Origin of the sequence: Nocardia sp. NPDC101769, assembly GCF_044766925.1 — a bacterium.
GTDB lineage: Bacteria > Actinomycetota > Actinomycetes > Mycobacteriales > Mycobacteriaceae > Nocardia.
The window spans coordinates 40,106-57,336 of sequence record NZ_JBIWMX010000011.1 but is presented as its reverse complement, the minus strand read 5'-3'; the positions used below and the strand labels follow the sequence as shown (position 1 = coordinate 57,336).

The 17,231-nt window shown below is 69.7% G+C and carries 17 protein-coding genes; 5 read left to right on the top strand and 12 right to left on the bottom strand.

Annotation, left to right across the window (positions count from 1 at the left end; genetic code table 11):
- Positions 1–35: 35 nt before the first annotated feature.
- A complete protein-coding gene (locus ACIRRA_RS19030; RefSeq protein ID WP_402769451.1) occupies positions 36–1,700 on the bottom strand; it encodes a circularly permuted type 2 ATP-grasp protein in 1,665 nt (554 codons plus the stop codon).
- A 211-nt stretch (positions 1,701–1,911) separates the two neighbouring features.
- On the opposite strand from ACIRRA_RS19030, the gene rpsT reads away from it, so the two are divergent.
- Both rpsT and ACIRRA_RS19020 read left to right on the top strand, forming a co-directional pair.
- Positions 1,912–2,175: a 30S ribosomal protein S20 gene (rpsT, locus tag ACIRRA_RS19025; RefSeq protein WP_033086444.1), complete on the top strand. Its 264-nt coding sequence runs from the start codon at positions 1,912–1,914 to the stop codon at positions 2,173–2,175.
- 171 nt (positions 2,176–2,346) lie between these two features.
- A complete protein-coding gene (locus tag ACIRRA_RS19020) occupies positions 2,347–3,096 on the top strand; it encodes an LGFP repeat-containing protein (protein ID WP_402769448.1) in 750 nt (249 codons plus the stop codon).
- Positions 3,097–3,111: 15 nt separating this feature from the next.
- Here ACIRRA_RS19020 and holA read toward each other — a convergent pair whose 3' ends face one another.
- Complete coding sequence (holA, locus tag ACIRRA_RS19015) at positions 3,112–4,086, bottom strand: DNA polymerase III subunit delta (RefSeq protein WP_402769445.1); 975 nt, start codon at positions 4,084–4,086, stop codon at positions 3,112–3,114.
- Between the two features lie 240 nt (positions 4,087–4,326).
- On the opposite strand from holA, the gene ACIRRA_RS19010 reads away from it, so the two are divergent.
- Positions 4,327–5,115 carry an alpha/beta fold hydrolase gene (locus ACIRRA_RS19010; protein ID WP_402769442.1) on the top strand — a complete coding sequence of 263 codons (789 nt, stop codon included), beginning with the start codon at positions 4,327–4,329 and terminating at the stop codon, positions 5,113–5,115.
- 25 nt (positions 5,116–5,140) lie between these two features.
- Here the strand turns inward: ACIRRA_RS19010 and ACIRRA_RS19005 are convergent, their stop codons facing one another.
- The 10 genes from ACIRRA_RS19005 to ACIRRA_RS18960 form a co-directional block, all read right to left on the bottom strand.
- Entirely contained in the window at positions 5,141–6,751 is a 1,611-nt protein-coding gene (locus ACIRRA_RS19005) for a ComEC/Rec2 family competence protein (protein WP_402769439.1), read from the bottom strand.
- Positions 6,752–7,004: 253 nt separating this feature from the next.
- Positions 7,005–8,084 carry a helix-hairpin-helix domain-containing protein gene (locus ACIRRA_RS19000; RefSeq protein ID WP_402769436.1) on the bottom strand — a complete coding sequence of 360 codons (1,080 nt, stop codon included), beginning with the start codon at positions 8,082–8,084 and terminating at the stop codon, positions 7,005–7,007.
- 102 nt (positions 8,085–8,186) lie between these two features.
- Complete coding sequence (locus ACIRRA_RS18995) at positions 8,187–9,029, bottom strand: DegV family protein (protein WP_402769433.1); 843 nt, start codon at positions 9,027–9,029, stop codon at positions 8,187–8,189.
- Positions 9,026–9,799, bottom strand: a complete 774-nt coding sequence (gene octT, locus ACIRRA_RS18990) for a diglucosylglycerate octanoyltransferase (RefSeq protein WP_402769430.1) — start codon at positions 9,797–9,799, stop codon at positions 9,026–9,028. The genes ACIRRA_RS18995 and octT overlap by 4 nt, the downstream gene beginning before the upstream one ends.
- Positions 9,789–10,439 (bottom strand): histidine phosphatase family protein, encoded by a 651-nt coding sequence (locus tag ACIRRA_RS18985; RefSeq protein WP_402769849.1) that lies wholly within the window; start codon positions 10,437–10,439, stop codon positions 9,789–9,791. Before ACIRRA_RS18985 ends, octT begins: the two co-directional genes overlap by 11 nt.
- Positions 10,440–10,444: 5 nt before the next feature.
- Positions 10,445–10,852: a ribosome silencing factor gene (gene rsfS / locus ACIRRA_RS18980; protein ID WP_402769427.1), complete on the bottom strand. Its 408-nt coding sequence runs from the start codon at positions 10,850–10,852 to the stop codon at positions 10,445–10,447.
- Positions 10,853–10,877: 25 nt separating this feature from the next.
- Positions 10,878–11,510, bottom strand: coding sequence for a nicotinate-nucleotide adenylyltransferase (gene nadD / locus ACIRRA_RS18975; protein ID WP_356997372.1), 633 nt, complete (start codon positions 11,508–11,510; stop codon positions 10,878–10,880).
- Between the two features lie 72 nt (positions 11,511–11,582).
- A complete protein-coding gene (locus tag ACIRRA_RS18970) occupies positions 11,583–13,031 on the bottom strand; it encodes a VWA domain-containing protein (protein ID WP_402769424.1) in 1,449 nt (482 codons plus the stop codon).
- Between the two features lie 83 nt (positions 13,032–13,114).
- A complete protein-coding gene (locus ACIRRA_RS18965) occupies positions 13,115–13,999 on the bottom strand; it encodes an AAA family ATPase (RefSeq protein WP_402769421.1) in 885 nt (294 codons plus the stop codon).
- Between the two features lie 26 nt (positions 14,000–14,025).
- Positions 14,026–15,294, bottom strand: a complete 1,269-nt coding sequence (locus ACIRRA_RS18960) for a glutamate-5-semialdehyde dehydrogenase (protein WP_402769418.1) — start codon at positions 15,292–15,294, stop codon at positions 14,026–14,028.
- 60 nt (positions 15,295–15,354) lie between these two features.
- Here ACIRRA_RS18960 and ACIRRA_RS18955 point away from each other — a divergent pair, with 60 nt between their 5' ends.
- Positions 15,355–16,875 (top strand): MFS transporter, encoded by a 1,521-nt coding sequence (locus ACIRRA_RS18955; protein WP_402769415.1) that lies wholly within the window; start codon positions 15,355–15,357, stop codon positions 16,873–16,875.
- Complete coding sequence (locus ACIRRA_RS18950) at positions 16,872–17,210, top strand: GNAT family N-acetyltransferase (RefSeq protein ID WP_402769412.1); 339 nt, start codon at positions 16,872–16,874, stop codon at positions 17,208–17,210. The genes ACIRRA_RS18955 and ACIRRA_RS18950 overlap by 4 nt, the downstream gene beginning before the upstream one ends.
- The last annotated feature ends 21 nt before the right edge of the window (positions 17,211–17,231 follow it).

Here is a 17,231-nt window from a genome sequence, read left to right as displayed (position 1 = left end):
TGCCGAGCGCCATTGCTGCCGATGTTCTCGATTTACTACTGTTGTTGCTGATGGGTCCGCGCGGAAGAGACGTCCCGCGACTGGTCGCGTTCCGGGGCGATCTGGAGTTCGCCGACCAACTGCGATCCCGCCAATTCCCGTTGCGCCACAGAGGTTCTCGGTGCTAACACCCAGGTGTCCTTGCTCCCGCCCCCTTGACTGGAATTCACCACCAGCGAGTTCGCGGGCAGCGCCACCCGGGTCAGTCCGCCGGGCAGCACCCAGATGTCGTCGCCGTCGTTGACAGCGAACGGCCGCAGGTCCACGTGCCGGGGCGCGAGCCGCCCGTCGATCTTGCTCGGCACCGTGGACAGCTGCACCACCGGCTGCGCGATCCAGCCGCGCGGATTGGCCCGCACCTTGCGCCGGGTCGCCTCCAGCTCCCGGGTGCCGGCCGCCGGGCCGATCACGATGCCGTAGCCGCCGGACCCCTCCACCGGCTTGACCACCAGTTCCGCCACCCGGTCCAGCACCTCGTCGCGTTCGGCCGGTTCCCAGCAGCGATAGGAGTCCACATTGGGCAGGATCGGTTTCTCGCCCAGGTAGTACTCGATGAACGCAGGCACATAGGTATAGATGAGCTTGTCGTCGCCGACCCCGTTGCCGACGGCATTGGCCAGCACCACCGTGCCCGCGCGGGCCGCGTTCAGGATCCCGGCCACCCCGAGCATGGAGTCCGGCCGGAACTGCATGGGATCGAGGAAGTCGTCGTCGATGCGCCGATAGATGACGTCCACCTGCCGCTCCCCGGCGGTGGTGCGCATATAGACGACATTGTCACGGCAGAAGAGGTCCCGGCCCTCGACCAGTTCCACGCCCATCTGCCGGGCCAGCAGCGAATGCTCGAAGTAGGCGGAGTTGTGGACGCCGGGGGTGAGCACCACCACGGTCGGGTCGGCCTCGTTGGGCGCGGCGGCGGCGCGCAGGGCCCGCAGCAGATGGGCCGGATAGTCGCCGACGGCGCGCACCCGGTGCGAGGCGAACAGGTCCGGGAAAACGCGCGCCATGGTGCGCCGGTTCTCCATGACATAGGACACACCCGAGGGCGAGCGCAGATTGTCTTCCAGCACACGGAAATCCCCGTGCTCGTCACGCACCAGGTCGATCCCGGCCACGTGGATGCGCACGCCATTGGGCGGCACCAGGCCCGCGGCCTCGCGGTGGAAGTGCGCGCAGGAGGTCACCAGCCGTTTCGGAATCACGCGGTCACGCAGGATGGTCTGCTCGCCGTAGACATCGGCGAGGAAGGCCTCCAGCGCGCGCACCCGCTGCTTGATGCCGCGTTCGAGCTTGGTCCATTCGGTGGCGGCGATCACCCGCGGCACCAGGTCGAGCGGGAACGGCCGCTCCTGGCCGGAGAGCGAGAAGGTGATGCCCTGATCGACGAATGCGCGGTCCAGCGCCTCGGCGCGGGCGGCCAGATCCTCGGCGTCGATGGTGGCCAGGGCGTTGAATATCCCCCGGTAGGGCGCCCGCGGGCGGCCCGCGGAATCGAACATCTCGTCATAGGCGCGGTCGTAACGGCCCGGTTGGTACCCCGCGAATACGCCTGATTTATCCGATTTTTCGCGTTCCAGTCCGGAAGGAGCGAGCGCGGCAGAGGCTGACGCGGTGGATCTGTCTACCCTGGAGAGACCCGGTGCGGGTGCGGCGGGGGTCATGCAAAAATAGTCCATCACGCAGGGGCGACACGCAGTTGGACGGCGATAAATTTCTGGTTTCAGCCAGGTAGCGGACAGGCCCGATTTCATACCTCGCGGCGTTGCCTGGTAGCCTCGACTGTCGGTGCTGCAACTGCCCCTCTCGTAGTGCGCGCCCGAAGACTTTGCATCCCGCATACACCACCAAGCGAAGGAACACGAGGAAAACGGCGTGGCCAACATCAAGTCCCAGATGAAGCGGATCCGCACCAACGAGCTTGCGCGCCAGCGCAACCAGTCGGTGAAGTCCGCGCTGCGCACCTCGATCCGCAAGTTCCGCGAGGCCGCTGCGGCGGGCGAGAAGGACAAGGCGCTCGAGCTGATGCAGTCCGCGAGCAAGAGCCTGGACAAGGCCGCCTCCAAGGGCGTCATCCACGCCAACCAGGCCGCCAACAAGAAGTCGGCCCTGTCGCTGGCCTTCAACAAGCTCGGCTGATTCTGCCCGGTACACCTATCGGCATCATGCTTCTCACAGCCGCCGTGGCCACGACGACCACGGCGGCTTTTGTCGTGTCCGGAGCTGGCGACTTGCGCGAGCGCGCGGTTGGCAGCAGGATGGCCGCGAACCGTCGGGGGCTACCTGTAAACCTGCACTGGGAGAGATCTCTTGGCATCGCTGCGTCGTGACAACCGTCCGTCCTGGACCCGGGGCACGCTGGCCGTCAGCGTGGCCGCGGTCGCGCTGACCACCGGAATGGGTGTGGCAGCCGCACGTCCCATCGGCCCGTTCGAGGTGGGCGGGGCCATCGAGGTCGAATACGACGGGGCGGGCGGACCGGACTTCTTCGGTGATCCCACCACTCCCGAGACCGACGCCGCGGGCGGCGGCAAGAAGCAGGACTTCGTCAACAACGTCTCCATCTACTGGACCCCGGCCACGGACGCGCACGCCATCGGCGGCGCCATCCGCGACAAGTGGAAGAGCGCGGGCGCGGAGTCGGGCGCGCTGAAGTACCCGGCGGTGGACGAGGGGCAGACCTCGAAACCCGGCCGCTTCCAGCACTTCCAGGGCGGCTCGATCTACTGGTCGCTGGGTGCGGGCACCCATGTGGTGAGCGGCGTGATCCGCGACAAGTACTCCGCGGTCGGCTGGGAGAGCAGCCCGCTGGGCTTCCCCATCGCCGATGAGAACAAGACCAACAGCGCCACCACCCACGAGCAGCTGTTCGAGGGCGGGGCCGTCTACTCCACCCAGAAGACCGGGACCCATGTCGTGTGGGGCTCGATCCGCGACGAGTGGGTGCGCAATGGCGCGGAGAACGGCCGCTACGGCTACCCGACCAGCGACGAGTACGACTACCAGGGCGGCAAGGCCCAGGAGTTCCAGGGCGGCAAGATCACCTGGAAGCCGGAGTAGTCCCGGCCCTTCCCGCTACGAGGCACTCTCGCGCAGGTCCAGAATGCGCGAGAGTGCGTGCTCCAGCGCGTAATCCGCGTCGGCCGCCTGACCCTTGACGTCGGCATTGAGCGCGGCCACCACCTGCAGTGCCGCCCCGATGGACGCGCCGGTCCAGCCGCGCGCCTGGCCCTGCGCCTTCTTCACCTTCCACGGCGGCATCCCCAGATCACCCGCCATCTTGAACGGGTCGCCGCGCCCGGCCGAGCCGACGCGGGCGATGGTGTGCACCGAATCCGCGAGGGCGTCCGCCAGCAGTACCGCCGGGACGCCGCGATCGATGGCCCAGCGCAGCGCCTCCATGGCGGCGGGCCGATCTCCCGACACGGCCAGATCGGCGACATCGAACCCGGTCACCTCGGCCTTGCCCGAGTAGTACTGCCGCACCGCCGCGAGATCCACTCTGCCGCCGGTGTCGGCCGCCAATTGCGAACTGGCGGCGGCGAGTTCACGCAGGTCCGAGCCCACGGCCTCGATGATGGCCTGCACCACGTCCGCCGGCACCCGCACATTGGCAGCCCGGAACTCGTTGCGCACGAACTCGACCCGCTCCCCCGCCTTGGTCAGCTTCGCGCAGTTGTGCACCACCGCGCCCAGCTTCTGCAGGGCCGGCGCGAGCGCCTTGGCGCGCCCGCCCCCGCTGTGCAGGACCACCAGCACCACACCCTCGGGGGGTGCGGACGCCGCATCCTGGATGACCGCGACCGCGTCCTTGCCCGCCTCGGCCGCCGACTCCAGCACGATCACCCGGTCCTCCGCGAACAGCGAAGGACTCAGCAGCTCAGCCAATTCCGCCGTGCTGGCATCCCCCGCCCGGAGCCGATCCACCGGCAGCGTATCGGCCTCCGCCGAGCCGGCGCGGGCCTGCGCGGTAATTCCCGCCACCGCCCGCTCGATCAGCAATTCCTCTTCACCGAGCACGAGATGCAGGGGCGCGGGTCGCTGGTTCACGCCCCGATCCTACGAGCCCGCTCCGACAGGTCCGCGTGCCACGCCCCCGCCACCCCGGACCCCGCCCGATCAACAAGACCCTCGGCACCAGCTTGGGCGCTCTCCTTCTGTGCGTGCGCCCGGGTCGGGCGCTGCCGCACAAGACCTTTGAAACGAATGTCTAATTCATATGTCTTGCACATTTGTACAAGGCTCCGTTAGAGTCGAATCGACACACCGGATCGAGGATCGGAACAGGCAATGACCGCACGCACCGCCACCCGCATCAGCTTCGACATCGACGGCCGCGGACTGTCCTACGTGGATTTCGGGGGTACCGGCCGGACCGTCATCGCCCTGCACGGGCACATGTCCGACGGCCAGAGCTTCGCCGATCTGGCCGCGCGGTTGTCCACGGGGTGGCGCCTCGTCGCCCTCGACCAGCGCGGCCACGGCCACTCCGATCGCGCCGCCGACTACACCCGCGACGGCTACCTCGCCGACATCCTGGCCCTGCTCGACCACCTCGGCCTGGAACGGGCTGTGCTGCTGGGTCATTCGCTCGGCGGCATCAACGCCTACCAGTTCGCGGCCCGCCGCCCGGAGCGGGTGGCGGCGATCATCGATATCGACGCACCCGCCGCGCTCGGCCTCGACGGCCACAACCCGCTGGGCTTCGTGGCGGGCCTCCCCTACGAGGCGGCGACGCGCGAACAGCTGATCGAGGCCATGGGTCCGATGGCCGCGCACTTCGGGGCGCTGGTTCGCGAGCGTGCCGACGGTTCCTGGAGCCTGCCCTTCCACCCCCTCGACATCGTCGCCTCCGAGGACCTGGTCCACGGCGACCACTGGTCCGACTGGCTCGCCGGCACCTGCCCGGCCCTGCTCATCCGTGCCGCCCACGGCGTCATCCCCGCCGACATGGCCGAGGCCATGCGCGACCGGCGCCCGGGCACCCGCATGGTCGAACTCGATACCGACCATTTCGTCTACGCCAATGACCCCGCTGGTTTCGCCGTGGCCGTCAATGAGTTCCTGAGCTCCCTCTAGCCGGACGCCGCCTCCCCAGCTTCCGCTAACCGGACGGCGACTCCTCGTCTCGGCCCGGCCGCGGCGGCCCCGGTCCGGTCACGGCGTCCGGATCCTCCCGCGCGCGGCTCGGGTGCAGTGCGGCGATCACCAAGGCGCACAACACCGTTGCGACCAGTCCCGAACGCAGGCCGGTCGGTAGGGAGACCGAGGCTCCGAGGGCAGCGGCTCGGTCGGAAACCGTGAGCAGCCACCACAGCGGTGGTGCGGTGCAGTGCATGACCACCTCAGCGAGGGGCGACCACACGCAGGCGAGCAGCGCACCCACCGCGCCGAGGATGGTGATGGGCGCGATCACGGGTTCGACCAGCATGTTCACCACGATCGCGACCAGGCTGAGGTGGCCGGTCATAGCGATGACCAGTGGCGTGGTGACCACGAAGGCCGCGGCCGCCACCGCGAAGGAGTCAGCGGGGATGCGCCACCAGCCATGGGCCCGAAGCCAATCCGACCAGCCCGGGGCGATCACGATCAGTCCCGCGGTGGCCAGCACCGACAGAGCGAAACCGGCGTCCACCGCGAGACCCGGTGACCAGGCGAGCAATCCGATGATCGCGGCGCACAGGGCGGGTAGGGCCTGCTTACGGCGGCCGGTGCAGAGAGCCAGCAGCGCAATGGCTCCCATGACGGCGGCACGCAGGACACTGGGCGATGGGCGGGCCAGGATCACGAACATGACCAGTGCCGCACCCGCGGCCACCGCGCCGACCCGCGGATCCACCGTGAGGGTGCGCATCGAAACCAGGACGGCCCCGAGCAAAATCGTCACATTCGCACCACTAACAGCGGTCAAATGCGTCAAATCAGACTCGCGGAAGTTCTCCTGGACATGGTCGGTGAGGGTCGAGGTGTCGCCGATGACCAGGCCCGGGAGCAGGCCGGCGGCATCGTCGGAGAGCGCGCGATGGGCGGAGGTCGCGAAGTCGCCGCGCACCTGCCCGGCGAGGCGCTGCCACCAGGGCGGTGTGCTCACCGAGGTGGGAGCGGCCTCCGCCCGCAGGATGGCGACCGTCATGTCCGGACGCCACGGACGGGCCACGCGGGCACGGAATTCCACCCGCTGGCCGGGCAGCAGGGTCCGCCACCCCGCCGCCGGCGCCATCACCAGCACCGATCCGCCGGAATGCACGATCCGTCCACCCAACTGGTAATCCACCAGCCCCGCCCGCACCATCACCTTCGGCCCGCCGAACGGCCTGGCGGACACCCGCTTCGGATCATCGGTCAGCTCCACCACCGCCACCAGCCGCTGCCCGGCCCGCACCGCCCGCAATGGATGCGTCTGCACCCGATGCGCATGCCACGCCCCCGCCACCCCGAATCCCGCCCCGATCACCAAGGCCCCCAGCACCACCCACGCCACCCCACTCGCACGCCCCGCCCGCACCCGCCGAATCACCCACGCCGCCAAACACATCCCCACCAGCCCGCACCCGGCCGCCACCCCGACCCCGGCCCGCCACCCCACCACCAACGGCGCCACCGTCGCACCCCAACCACACACCGCCGCCGGAACCAGCCGCGCATCCAGCACCTCGGGTATTTCGACGGGCCCGCGATCCCCGGCATCGACGCCGTCGGTCGCCCCCGCCGTCATCGCCACCACCCCGGCTCCGACCGCCGCTTCGCCACCGGCACCACTCCGCTTCTGGACGCCGATCGTCCACCGGCGGCGCAACCGTTGCGCCCCAACAGCTCTGAGCAACTGCCCTGCTCGGCGCGGGCCGTCGCCTGTCGGCCCCGATGAGCGCCCGCAAGCCCCGCTGTCCGAGTCGTGCTCGCGCCCTCCGACTCGGCTTCCAGGCAACCGGTGCGACTGTGCTGGTGCGCCGCAAGGCAATTCATGATGGTCATATCGTCACCCGGTCGCGGAGGCGGTTGAGGCGGGAGTGGCCTATGCCCTCGATTTCGGCGAGTTGGTCGATGGAGGTGAAGCGGCCGTGGCGGGTACGCCAGGTGAGGATGGCGCGGGCGGTGACGGGGCCCACGCCGGGGAGGGTGTCGAGGTCGGATTCGGTGGCGGTGTTGAGGTTCACCTTCGCCGGGAGGGCGGTCGGGCGGGGTGGGCCGGAGGGCGGGGGCGAGTTCGCCGGGGGGTGGGCGGAATTCACGATGGTGGTGCCGACCTGCTGGGTGGTGGGGCGGGGTGTGGTTCGGCCGATGATGATCTGGTCGCCGTCGGTGAGGGGCTGGGCGAGGTTGAGGGTGGAGAGGTCGGCTTCGGGGCGGGGAGCGGCGACGCGGAGGGCGTCGGCCACCCGGGCCCCGGCTGGGAAGCGACGGAGCCCGCCGTGCTCGACGAGACCGACGACGCTCACGACGAGTTCACCGGGAGTGGCAGAACCGCCCGGCGCGCCGGTTGCCGTGGTAACGAGCGGGATTCGATCCGGCTGCGAGGCGGCGGGCCGCGACGCGGATGGCTGGGCCGCGCCCGGTACGGGGGTGGCGGTGACGGTCACGACGGAGGCGGCGGCTTCGGGTGCGGCAACATCCTGGTCGGCGGGCGCGGTTTCGCTGAGCGCGGCGATGGGCGGGACCGGTTGGGAGACAGGCTTTTCGCGCAGGGTGACGTACCCGGCGAAGAGGATGGCGAGGATGCCGAGGGCGGCGATGACGAGGACCCCGCGCGGGCCGGGATCCCACCGGGTGCCGCGGAAGCGTTCGGGGACCAGGCGTTCGTGCCAGAGGGACACGCTGCCGCAGGGTTCGGACAGCCAGTCGGGCGAGGATCCGCTGGGATACCGATCAGCGCCCCGGCGATCGGGGTCGACGAGCTGGTCGAGCGAGTCCTCGTCCCAGCGGCCGGGATGCGGACGGCCGGAGGCGAATTCCGCCGGATTGGCGGTGACCTCGGCCGGGCCGGGGCGGGTGTCGGCGGCGGTGCGGGCGTTGAGGCGCTGCAGCGGGGTGCGTTCGTCGAGTCGTGGCATGCAGCTCACGGTAGGAGCGACGACGATCCCAGCCGCCCGCGCGACCTGGTCTTTCGGCCTACCTGTGGATAGCGAATTACGTTGTGGACAATGCCGTTTCCGCTAGCCGCAGCCGCCCGGTACCACCAGCGCGCCGACCGCTCCCACACCCAGGTGCACCCCCAGGGCGGGGCCGAATTCGGCGATGATGACCTCCCGGATACCGGGGATCAGATCCCGCAGCTGACCTGCGATGGTGTTGGCGGCCTCCTCGGCCCCGAGATGCTGGACGGCGACCGCCGCCCCGTCCTCACCGGCCGCATCCACCGCGGCCGCAACGAGTTTGTTGAAGGCCTTGGAGCGCGTGCGGGCCTTCTCGCGCAGTTCCAGCCGCCCGTTCACGATCTGGATGATCGGCTTGGTGACCAGCTCGGTGCCGAAGAACGCCGCGGCCGTGCTCAGCCGCCCGCCACGCCTCAACTGCTCGGTCCGATTGACGACGATGAACGCGCGCCCGCGGCTGGCCGCCGCCACCGCCGAGTCGTACACGACATCGAGCGGCTCACCCGCCCGTGCCCGGCGCGCCGCCGCCAGTACCGGCAGCCCGGTACCCAGCCCGGCGCTCAGCGAGTCCACCAGCCGGATCCGATCGGCGGCATCCATGTCCCGCACGGCCTGCCGCCCGGCCTCCCAGGTGCCCGACAGCTGCCGCGAGATGTGCACGGCCACCACGCCGTCGCCGTCGGACAGCTCCAGCGCCCGCTCGTAGACGGTCCGCAGCTCACCCGGCGAGGCGGCCGAGGTGGTGACCTGGGAGGAGCCGTAGTCGATGTCGTAGTCGTCGATCCCCTCCCGAATCTCGCGATCGTCGACCAGCACGTGCAGCGGAACGGCCAGCACACCAAGATCAGCCGTGAGGCCGGCCGGCAGGCTGGCCGACGAGTCGGTCACCACCACCACGGTCATGCAGTGTGTACCTCGTCGGCCGTAGCCTCGGTCAGCACCTTCACCATGGCCCGCGCGACCGCGCTGTGGCCCTCCCAGCCCCAGTGGATGCCGTCCGGGTTGGCGGGGCCGTTGAACACGTTGTCGCGCACGGCATCCCCGAGATCCACCAGCGGCACCGCATGCTCGGCGGCCCAGGCCGTCACGGCCCGCACCATGGGCTCGCGCCCGGTGTGCACCTCGGCGTAGGCCTCGCACTTGTGCACGGAGGGCAGTACCGCCACGAACGGCAGCTCGGGCCGCAGCTGGGCCAGCGAGTGCCGCGACTGCTCCAGGTAGTCCACGCTCACCGCGGGCGGCAGCGCCACCGGCCAGCCCAGCGGGGACAGCCTGGGCTGCACCCAGTTGTAGGCCTCGCGCACCCGCCGGCGTACCGAGGACGGCCGCACATAGCGGATCAGCTCGCGCAGCGCGGTCGGCAGTGGCGAGGGCAGCGAGTCCATGCCGCCGGTCGCGAACACCACGGCCCCGGCCCGCGGCACCGCGGCCCAGATGCGCGGGTCGCCGATCAGCGCCCAGTAGGCGTCACGGCAGGTCCAGCCGATGCGGGCCACCAGTTCGACGTCCCAGTCCAGCTCGGCGGCAACGAGATTGGGCCAGATGCCGGGATGGTCGGCAGGCAGCCCGCCCTTGGGACCGAAGTAGGACAGCGAGTCCGCGACCACCACCAGCACCTTGCGCTGTGGCGAACCGTCCTGCGCCGGTTGGGCGTTCGAACTCTCAGAGGACATCGGGGGCTACCTTCGCGACCGCGTTCCACACATCCAGGCGCCAGCCGGGCTTGTTGATGCCGGGACCGTGGCTGGTCAGCTGTACCCAGCTGGTGTTGGCCAGGCCGCCCAGGGCCGGCCAGTTCGCTTCGGGCAGGTCGAGCAGGGCCGCGGTCAGCGCGGCGATGAGCCCGCCGTGCGCAACCAGCATGACGGTGCGGCCGGGCCAGTCCTCCCGCGCGGCGAAGAGTTCCGTCACCACGGGCAGCGCCCGCGCGCCCACCTCGAGCTTGGATTCGCCGCCGGGCGGGGTGAAGCGGGCGTCGAGCCGCCAGGCCTTGCGGGCGCCCGGGTACTCGGCGTCGACCTGGTGGTGGTCCAGGCCCTCCCAGTCGCCGAGGTTGGTCTCGCGCAGGCGCTCGTCTGTGACGACCGGCATGGCCGCGCATTCGGCCACGGCGAGCGCGGTGTCGTGGGCGCGCCTGAGATCGGAGGAGACGATGGCGATCAGGTCGCTGGTCGCCATGTCGGGCGCGCAGTCCTTGGCCTGGCGTCTGCCGATGTCATCGAGTTCGGTGTCCATCTGGCCCTGCATGCGGTCGCCGGCGTTCCATTCGGTCTGTCCGTGCCGCAGCAGAATCAACCGGCGGACGCCGGCCATCTTGCTCACTCGTCGTCCCCGCCCTTGTCTTCCTCGGTCGTCGTGCGCGGATCCCCGATGCCGTCGACCGGCACCGTCGGGCAGTCCTTCCACAGGCGCTCGAGACCGTAGAAGTCGCGTTCGTCCTCGTGCTGGACGTGGATCACGATCTCGACGTAGTCGAGCAGTGCCCAGCGGCCCTCTCGAGTGCCCTCGCGGCGCACCGGCTTGTATCCGGCCTCGCGCAGCTTGTCCTCGATATTGTCGACGATCGCGTTGACCTGGCGCTCGTTGGGCGCGGACGCGATGACGAAGCAGTCGGTGATGACCAGCTGCTCCGAGACATCCAGTACGACCACGTCGGCGGCCAGTTTCTCGTCGGCGGCCCGTGCGGCCACCGTCGCCATCGAAACCGCTTCTGCCGATGCTGTCACCCTGCTACCTCTTCCCTGCGCACTTTCACCATGCACTGTCTTGCGGCACGTACAGGTGCCGTTTCGATATGTATTGGACGACCCCGTCCGGGACGAGGTACCACACCGGCCGGCCCTCCCCCGCCCGCCGCCGGCATTCGCTCGACGAGATGGCCAGGGCCGGAATCTCGATCATCGTGACCGTGCCCTCCGGGTAATCACGGAGATGGTCGGCGAGATGGTCGATATTCAATTCGTACCCCGGACGGGTCACGCCGACGAATTTCGCCAGCTCGAACAGTTCCGACCAATCCTGCCACGTCAGGATGCTGGCCAGCGCGTCCGCTCCGGTGATGAAGTACAGATCCGCGTCCGGGTGGAGTTCGGCCAGGTCGCGCAGGGTGTCGACGGTGTAGGTCTCCTTGCCGCGGTCCACGTCGACGCGGCTCACCTGGAACCGCGGATTGGACGCGGTCGCGATGACCGTCATCAGATACCGGTCCTCGGCCGGGCTGACCGCGCGATCACCCTTCTGCCACGGCTGACCGGTCGGTACGAAAATCACTTCGTCCAGGTCGAACCGATTCGCGACCTCACTGGCCGCGACCAGGTGCCCATGGTGGATGGGGTCGAAGGTGCCGCCCATCACACCCAGCTTGCGGCGGCCGTTCCTATGCACGAAAAGCGAGCTTACCGGGGGCGATTGCACCGCCCCCGCACCGGCGGGGCTCAGCCGGCCGGCCATCCGGGTTCAGACCGGTAGCAGCCGGCCCACAAGGGCGGTCAGCTGGCGGGCCGAACGGCATTCGTGCATCTCGATGATGTCGGCATAGCGGTCGGCGGCGGAATCTCCGGTGCCCCACATCCTCTCGGCCTCGGGGTTGAGCCAGTAGGCGTGCTTGGCGGTGTCGACCAGCTGCCGGACGGTGTCCAGCGCCGGGTCCCGATAGTTGGTGCGGGCGTCGCCGAGGATGAGCAGGGAGGTGCGGCTGGTGACGGCATCGGGGAACCGCTCGGCGAAACCCTCCAGGGCCGAGCCGTAATCCGAGTGGCCCTCGATGCCGACGACCTCGGCTTCGGTGAAGATGCGGCGGGTCAGCTGATCCAGCGGGGTGGCAGCGTCGAACAGCTGGGTGACCTCGTCGACACGGTCCACGAAGGCGAAGATGCGGACCCGGGAGAACTGCTCGCGCAGGGCGTTCACCAACAGCATGGTGAAGCTGGAGAAACCGGCGACCGAGCCCGAGATGTCGCACAGCAGGACCAGATCGGGGCGGCCGGGACGCGGCTTGCGAGTGACCAGGTTGACCGGGACACCGCCGGTGGACATGGATTTGCGCATGGTCTTGCGCAGATCGATCTCGCCGCGGCGGGCGCGGCGGCGACGTGCGGCCAGGCGGGAGGCCAGGACCCGGGCCAGGCGCTGGCTGCTGCGGCGCAGTTCGTCGAGTTCGGTCTGGGAGATGCGCAGGAAGTCGGCGTCCTCGGCCTGCCGCGCGACGCCGTAGGTGGCGACACGCTCGCGGCCGATGCGCTCGGCCACGCGGCGGCGGGTCTCGGCTTCGACCGTGCTGCGGAAGTCCTTGATGCGGCCGCGGGCCATGCGGCGGGCGACCTCGCTGTCGAAGTCGGAATTGTCCATGCCCTGGGCGAGACCGGCGAGGATCTTGCTCACCAGCAGTTCCGGCTGGAGATCCTTCAGCGTCTGGTAGGCGGAGAACGACGGCCCGCCCGCCGCCTGGTACTGGCCCATCTGGTCGACCATCTGCGCGGCCAAGGCCTGCAACTGCTGCGCCTGCTCCCCCGACGGGTCCTGGATCAGCAACTCCGCCAGCATCTTCCGCAGTTCGAGGATGTCGACGCCGCCGTCCGGCTTGATCGGCAGCTCCACCTCCTCGGCCCCGACCCGCTCCCCCAGTGCGGCCGGGAACCACAGGTCGAACATGCCGTCGAAGGTGGCGCGCTGGGTGGTGCGGCGCAGCAGCGCGCAGGCCAGGCCCTCGCGCAGCGCCTCGCGATCCATCAGGTCCAGGACGGTGAGAACCTGTCCGGCGTCCACGGTTTCGGACGGGCCGACAGGAATCCCCCTGCCGCGCAAAGCTTCCACGAACCCGACCAGATGCCCGGACAGACCGTGTTCGGCCGTCGGCCCCGGCACCTGCACCGGCTTGGCCGGAGTCCCGCCCGAAATCGCCCGCATGGCAGCGGAAACCAGTCCACGCGAGGAGTTCTGGCCGCCCTTCGTGTCTCTGCCCCTCGAGGGCCCTGACGCCCCGGCCATGATCAGGCCAGCTTCAGCTCGGACTGGGCGCGCACATGATCGGCCTGGTGCTTGAGCACCACCCCGAGCGTGGCCCGCACCGTCTTGTCGTCGAGATCCTTCGCGCCCAGGGCCAGCAGCGTGCGCGCCCAGTCGATGGACTCCGCGACCGACGGCAGCTTCTTGAGCTGCATGCCGCGCAGCACGTGCACGATCCGCACCAGCTGCGCCGCCACCGCGGGCTTCAGCTCCGGTACCCGGCTGGCCAGGATGCGGCGCTCGAGCTCCTCGTCGGGGAAGTCGATGTGCAGGTAGAGGCAGCGCCGCTTGAGCGCCTCGGACAGCTCGCGGGTGGCATTGGAGGTGAGCACCACGAACGGCTTGCGGGTCGCGCTGATGGTGCCCAATTCCGGCACGGTGACCGAGAAGTCGCTCAGCACCTCGAGCAGCAGGCCCTCGATCTCGACGTCGGCCTTGTCGGTCTCGTCGATGAGCAGCACGGTCGGCTCGTCACGCCGGATGGCGGTGAGCAGCGGGCGTTCCAGCAGGAACTCCTCGGCGAAGACGTCGGCCTTGGTCTCGGCCCAGTCGTTCTCCGAGGACGCCTGGATGCGCAGGATCTGCTTGGCGTGGTTCCACTCATAGAGCGCCCGCGCCTCGTCCACGCCCTCGTAGCACTGCAGCCGCACCAGTTCCGCACCCGCGACCTGCGCGACGGCCTTGGACAGCTCGGTCTTGCCGACACCGGCCGGCCCCTCGATGAGCAACGGCTTGCCGAGCCGGTCGGCGAGGAATACCGAAGTGGCGGTGGCCTTGTCGGCCAGGTAGCCGGTGCGGGCCAGCCGCTCGATCACATCGTCGACCGACGAGAAGATCGGCTCCTGGTTGGGTGCGGTGGTGGGAGCCACGGCGGTCCTTTCGTATCCAGCGGGTGCTAGACGGGGCGAATCTGCCCGTCGCCCCACACAATCCACTTGGTGGAGGTTAGTTCGGGCAGGCCCATGGGTCCGCGGGCATGCAGCTTCTGGGTCGAAATGCCGATCTCCGCGCCGAATCCGAACTGCTCGCCGTCGGTGAAGGCGGTCGAGGCGTTGACCATGACGGCGGCGGCGTCCACGCGAGCGGTGAACTCGCGGGCGGCCTTCAGGTCGGCGGTCACGATGGCCTCGGTGTGGCCGGTGCCCCACTCGTTGATGTGCTCGACGGCCGCGTCGAGATCGTCGACGACCTTCAAAGCGATGTCCAGGGACAGGTATTCGTCGGCCCAGTCGGTATCGGTGGCGGGCACCAGGCCCGGCAGGTCGCCGTGGATGGTGACGCCCTTGTCCTCGAGGGCCTTGATCATGCGCGGCACCGCGACGTCGGCGATGGCCCGGTCGATGAGCACCGTCTCGGCGGTGTTGCACACCGAGGGCCGCCGGGTCTTGGCGTTGATCAGGATGGACTCGGCCATATCCAGATCGGCGTCCCGGTGCACGAATACGTGGCAGTTGCCGGTGCCGGTCTCGATGGTCGGCACCAGGGCGTCGCGCACCACCGCGTTGATCAGGCCCGCGCCGCCGCGCGGGATCACCACGTCCACCAGGCCGCGGGCCTGGATCAGATGGGTGACGCTGGAGCGGTCCTCCGCCGGGAGCAGCTGCACCGCGTCAGCCGGAAGCTCTTGCGCTGCAAGCGCTTCCCGCAACACCCCGACCAATGCCGCATTGGACTTCGCCGCCGAGGACGAGCCGCGCAACAGCGCCGCATTACCCGACTTCAGTGCCAGCCCGAAGGCGTCGACGGTGACATTCGGCCGCGCCTCGTACACCATGCCCACCACGCCCAGCGGCACCCGCACCTGGCGGATTTCGAGACCGTTGGGCAGCGTCGACCCGCGCACCACATCGCCGACCGGATCCGGCAGCCCGGCCACCTGCCGCAGCCCCGAGGCGATGCCGTCGACACGGGCCTCGGTCAGCCGCAGCCGATCCAGCAGCGACTCGGCGGTGCCGCCCGCCCGGGCGATCTCGATGTCCTCCGCGTTGGCGGCGAGTACGGCGTCCTTGGCCGCGAGCAGCGCGTCGGCCGCGGCGTGCAGCGCGGCGTCCTTCTGCGCGGTGGTGAGCTGAGCGAGCGTCCGCGACGCCACCCGAGCCCGGCGTGCCGAGTCGTGCACCACCTCGCGGACGGCGTCCCGATCGGTGGTCGTGGAAGCAGTCATAGGAACAGATTACTGATGACGATCCGCCGCCGGTCGGGGGCAGGTTGTTACCGTGGGCGCATGACCGCGAGCATCCGGTTGTCCTCGGGCACCGGCCGATGGGTTTTACTCGCCACCGTCCTCGGTTCGGGGATGGCCATGCTGGACGCGACCGTCGTGAATGTGGCGCTGCCGCGGATCGGTGACGAGTTCGGCGCATCGATGGCGGGACTGCAGTGGACAGTCAACGCGTACACGCTGACGCTGGCCGGATTGATCCTGCTGGGTGGGTCGCTGGGTGACCGGTACGGGCGGCGGCGGATATTCCTGATCGGGGTGGTGTGGTTCGCCATCGCCTCCGCATTGTGCGGTGCGGCGCAAGACATTTCGATGCTCATCGCGGCCCGGGCCCTGCAGGGGGTGGGCGGTGCGCTGCTGACGCCCGGCTCACTGGCCATCATTCAGGCCTCGTTCCGGCCCGACGAGCGGGCGCGCGCGGTCGGGGCCTGGTCCGGACTGGGTGGCGTGGCCGGCGCCATCGGGCCGTTCCTGGGCGGCTGGCTGGTGGAGGCGGCCGGATGGCGGTGGGTGTTCCTGCTCAATATTCCGCTGGCCGCGGTGGTGGTGGCGGTGACGGTCCGGCATGTGCCCGAGACCCGCGATGCCGAGGCGCACGGGATGTTCGACGTGCTCGGCGCGGTACTGGCGGCGTTGTGCCTGGCCGGGATCACCTACGCCCTGACCATGGCGCCCGAACACGATACGAGTCGAATCCTGGTGTGGGGCAGCGCGATCGCGGGCGTCGCCGCCGGTGCCGGGTTCGTGGTGGTGGAGCGGCGGCGGTCGCGCGACGGCCAGGATCCCGCGGCCATGCTGCCCGTCCACGTGTTCGCCTCCAAGCAGTTCACCGCGATCAATGTGGTCACCTTCGTGATGTACGGGGCCATGAGCGTGGTCTTCTTCCTACTGGTGCTGACCCTGCAGGTGGCGGCCGGATTCACTCCGATCGCCGCGGGCACGGCCATGCTGCCGGTCACCGTTCTGATGCTGCTGTTCTCGGCCCGCTCCGGCGCGCTGGCCCAACGCATCGGACCACGCTGGCCGATCACGGTCGGCGTGCTGCTCGCCGCGGCGGGCATGCTGCTGATGACCCGGATCGGCATCCACACCTCCTACCTGGTCGATGTGCTGCCCGCCGCACTGGTTTTCGGCTTCGGCCTCACGCTGGCGGTGGCGCCGCTGACCGCGACCGTCCTCGCCACCGCCGACGAACGTCATGCGGGCGTGGCCAGCGGCGTCAACAATGCGGTCGCCCGCGCCGCGGGTCTGCTGGGCGTGGCGGCCATCCCGCCGCTGGCCGGACTCACCGGCGCGGCCTACACCAACCCGCCCGACTTCGCCCACGGCTTCCACCTGGCCATCCTCACCTGCGCCATCCTCATGGTCACGGCCGCCGCCCTGGCGTTCTTCACCGTCCACGACGACGCTCTCCGCACCGCACCGCCCTCGTGTGAACCCGAGTGCCGCACCTTCTCCGCCGTCGCCAGCCCGCCCCTCGAACCCGACCACCACACCGCCCCGACCGGAAGTGAACCCACATGACCGCGCCCGAGCCGACTGTCATCCAGGCCACCGACACCGTCCCCCAGTACTTCGCCATCAAGGTCGGCGACGCCCGCGCCGGCCTGACCGCCTACGTCGACCACGGCCGCCAGCGCATCTTCTTCCACACCGAGATCGACGAGGCCTTCGCAGGCCAGGGCCTGGCCTCGACACTCATCAGCGCCGCCCTCACCGCCACCCGAGCCGCCGGCAAACGGATCGTCCCCGTCTGCCCCTTCGTCGAGGCTTACGTCGAAAAACACCACGACTTCGACGACATCCTCGACCCCGTCACCCCGGAAGCCACGTCCATCGTCGAATCCGCCCTCGGCTGAGCCGCCTGCACTACGGTCCGG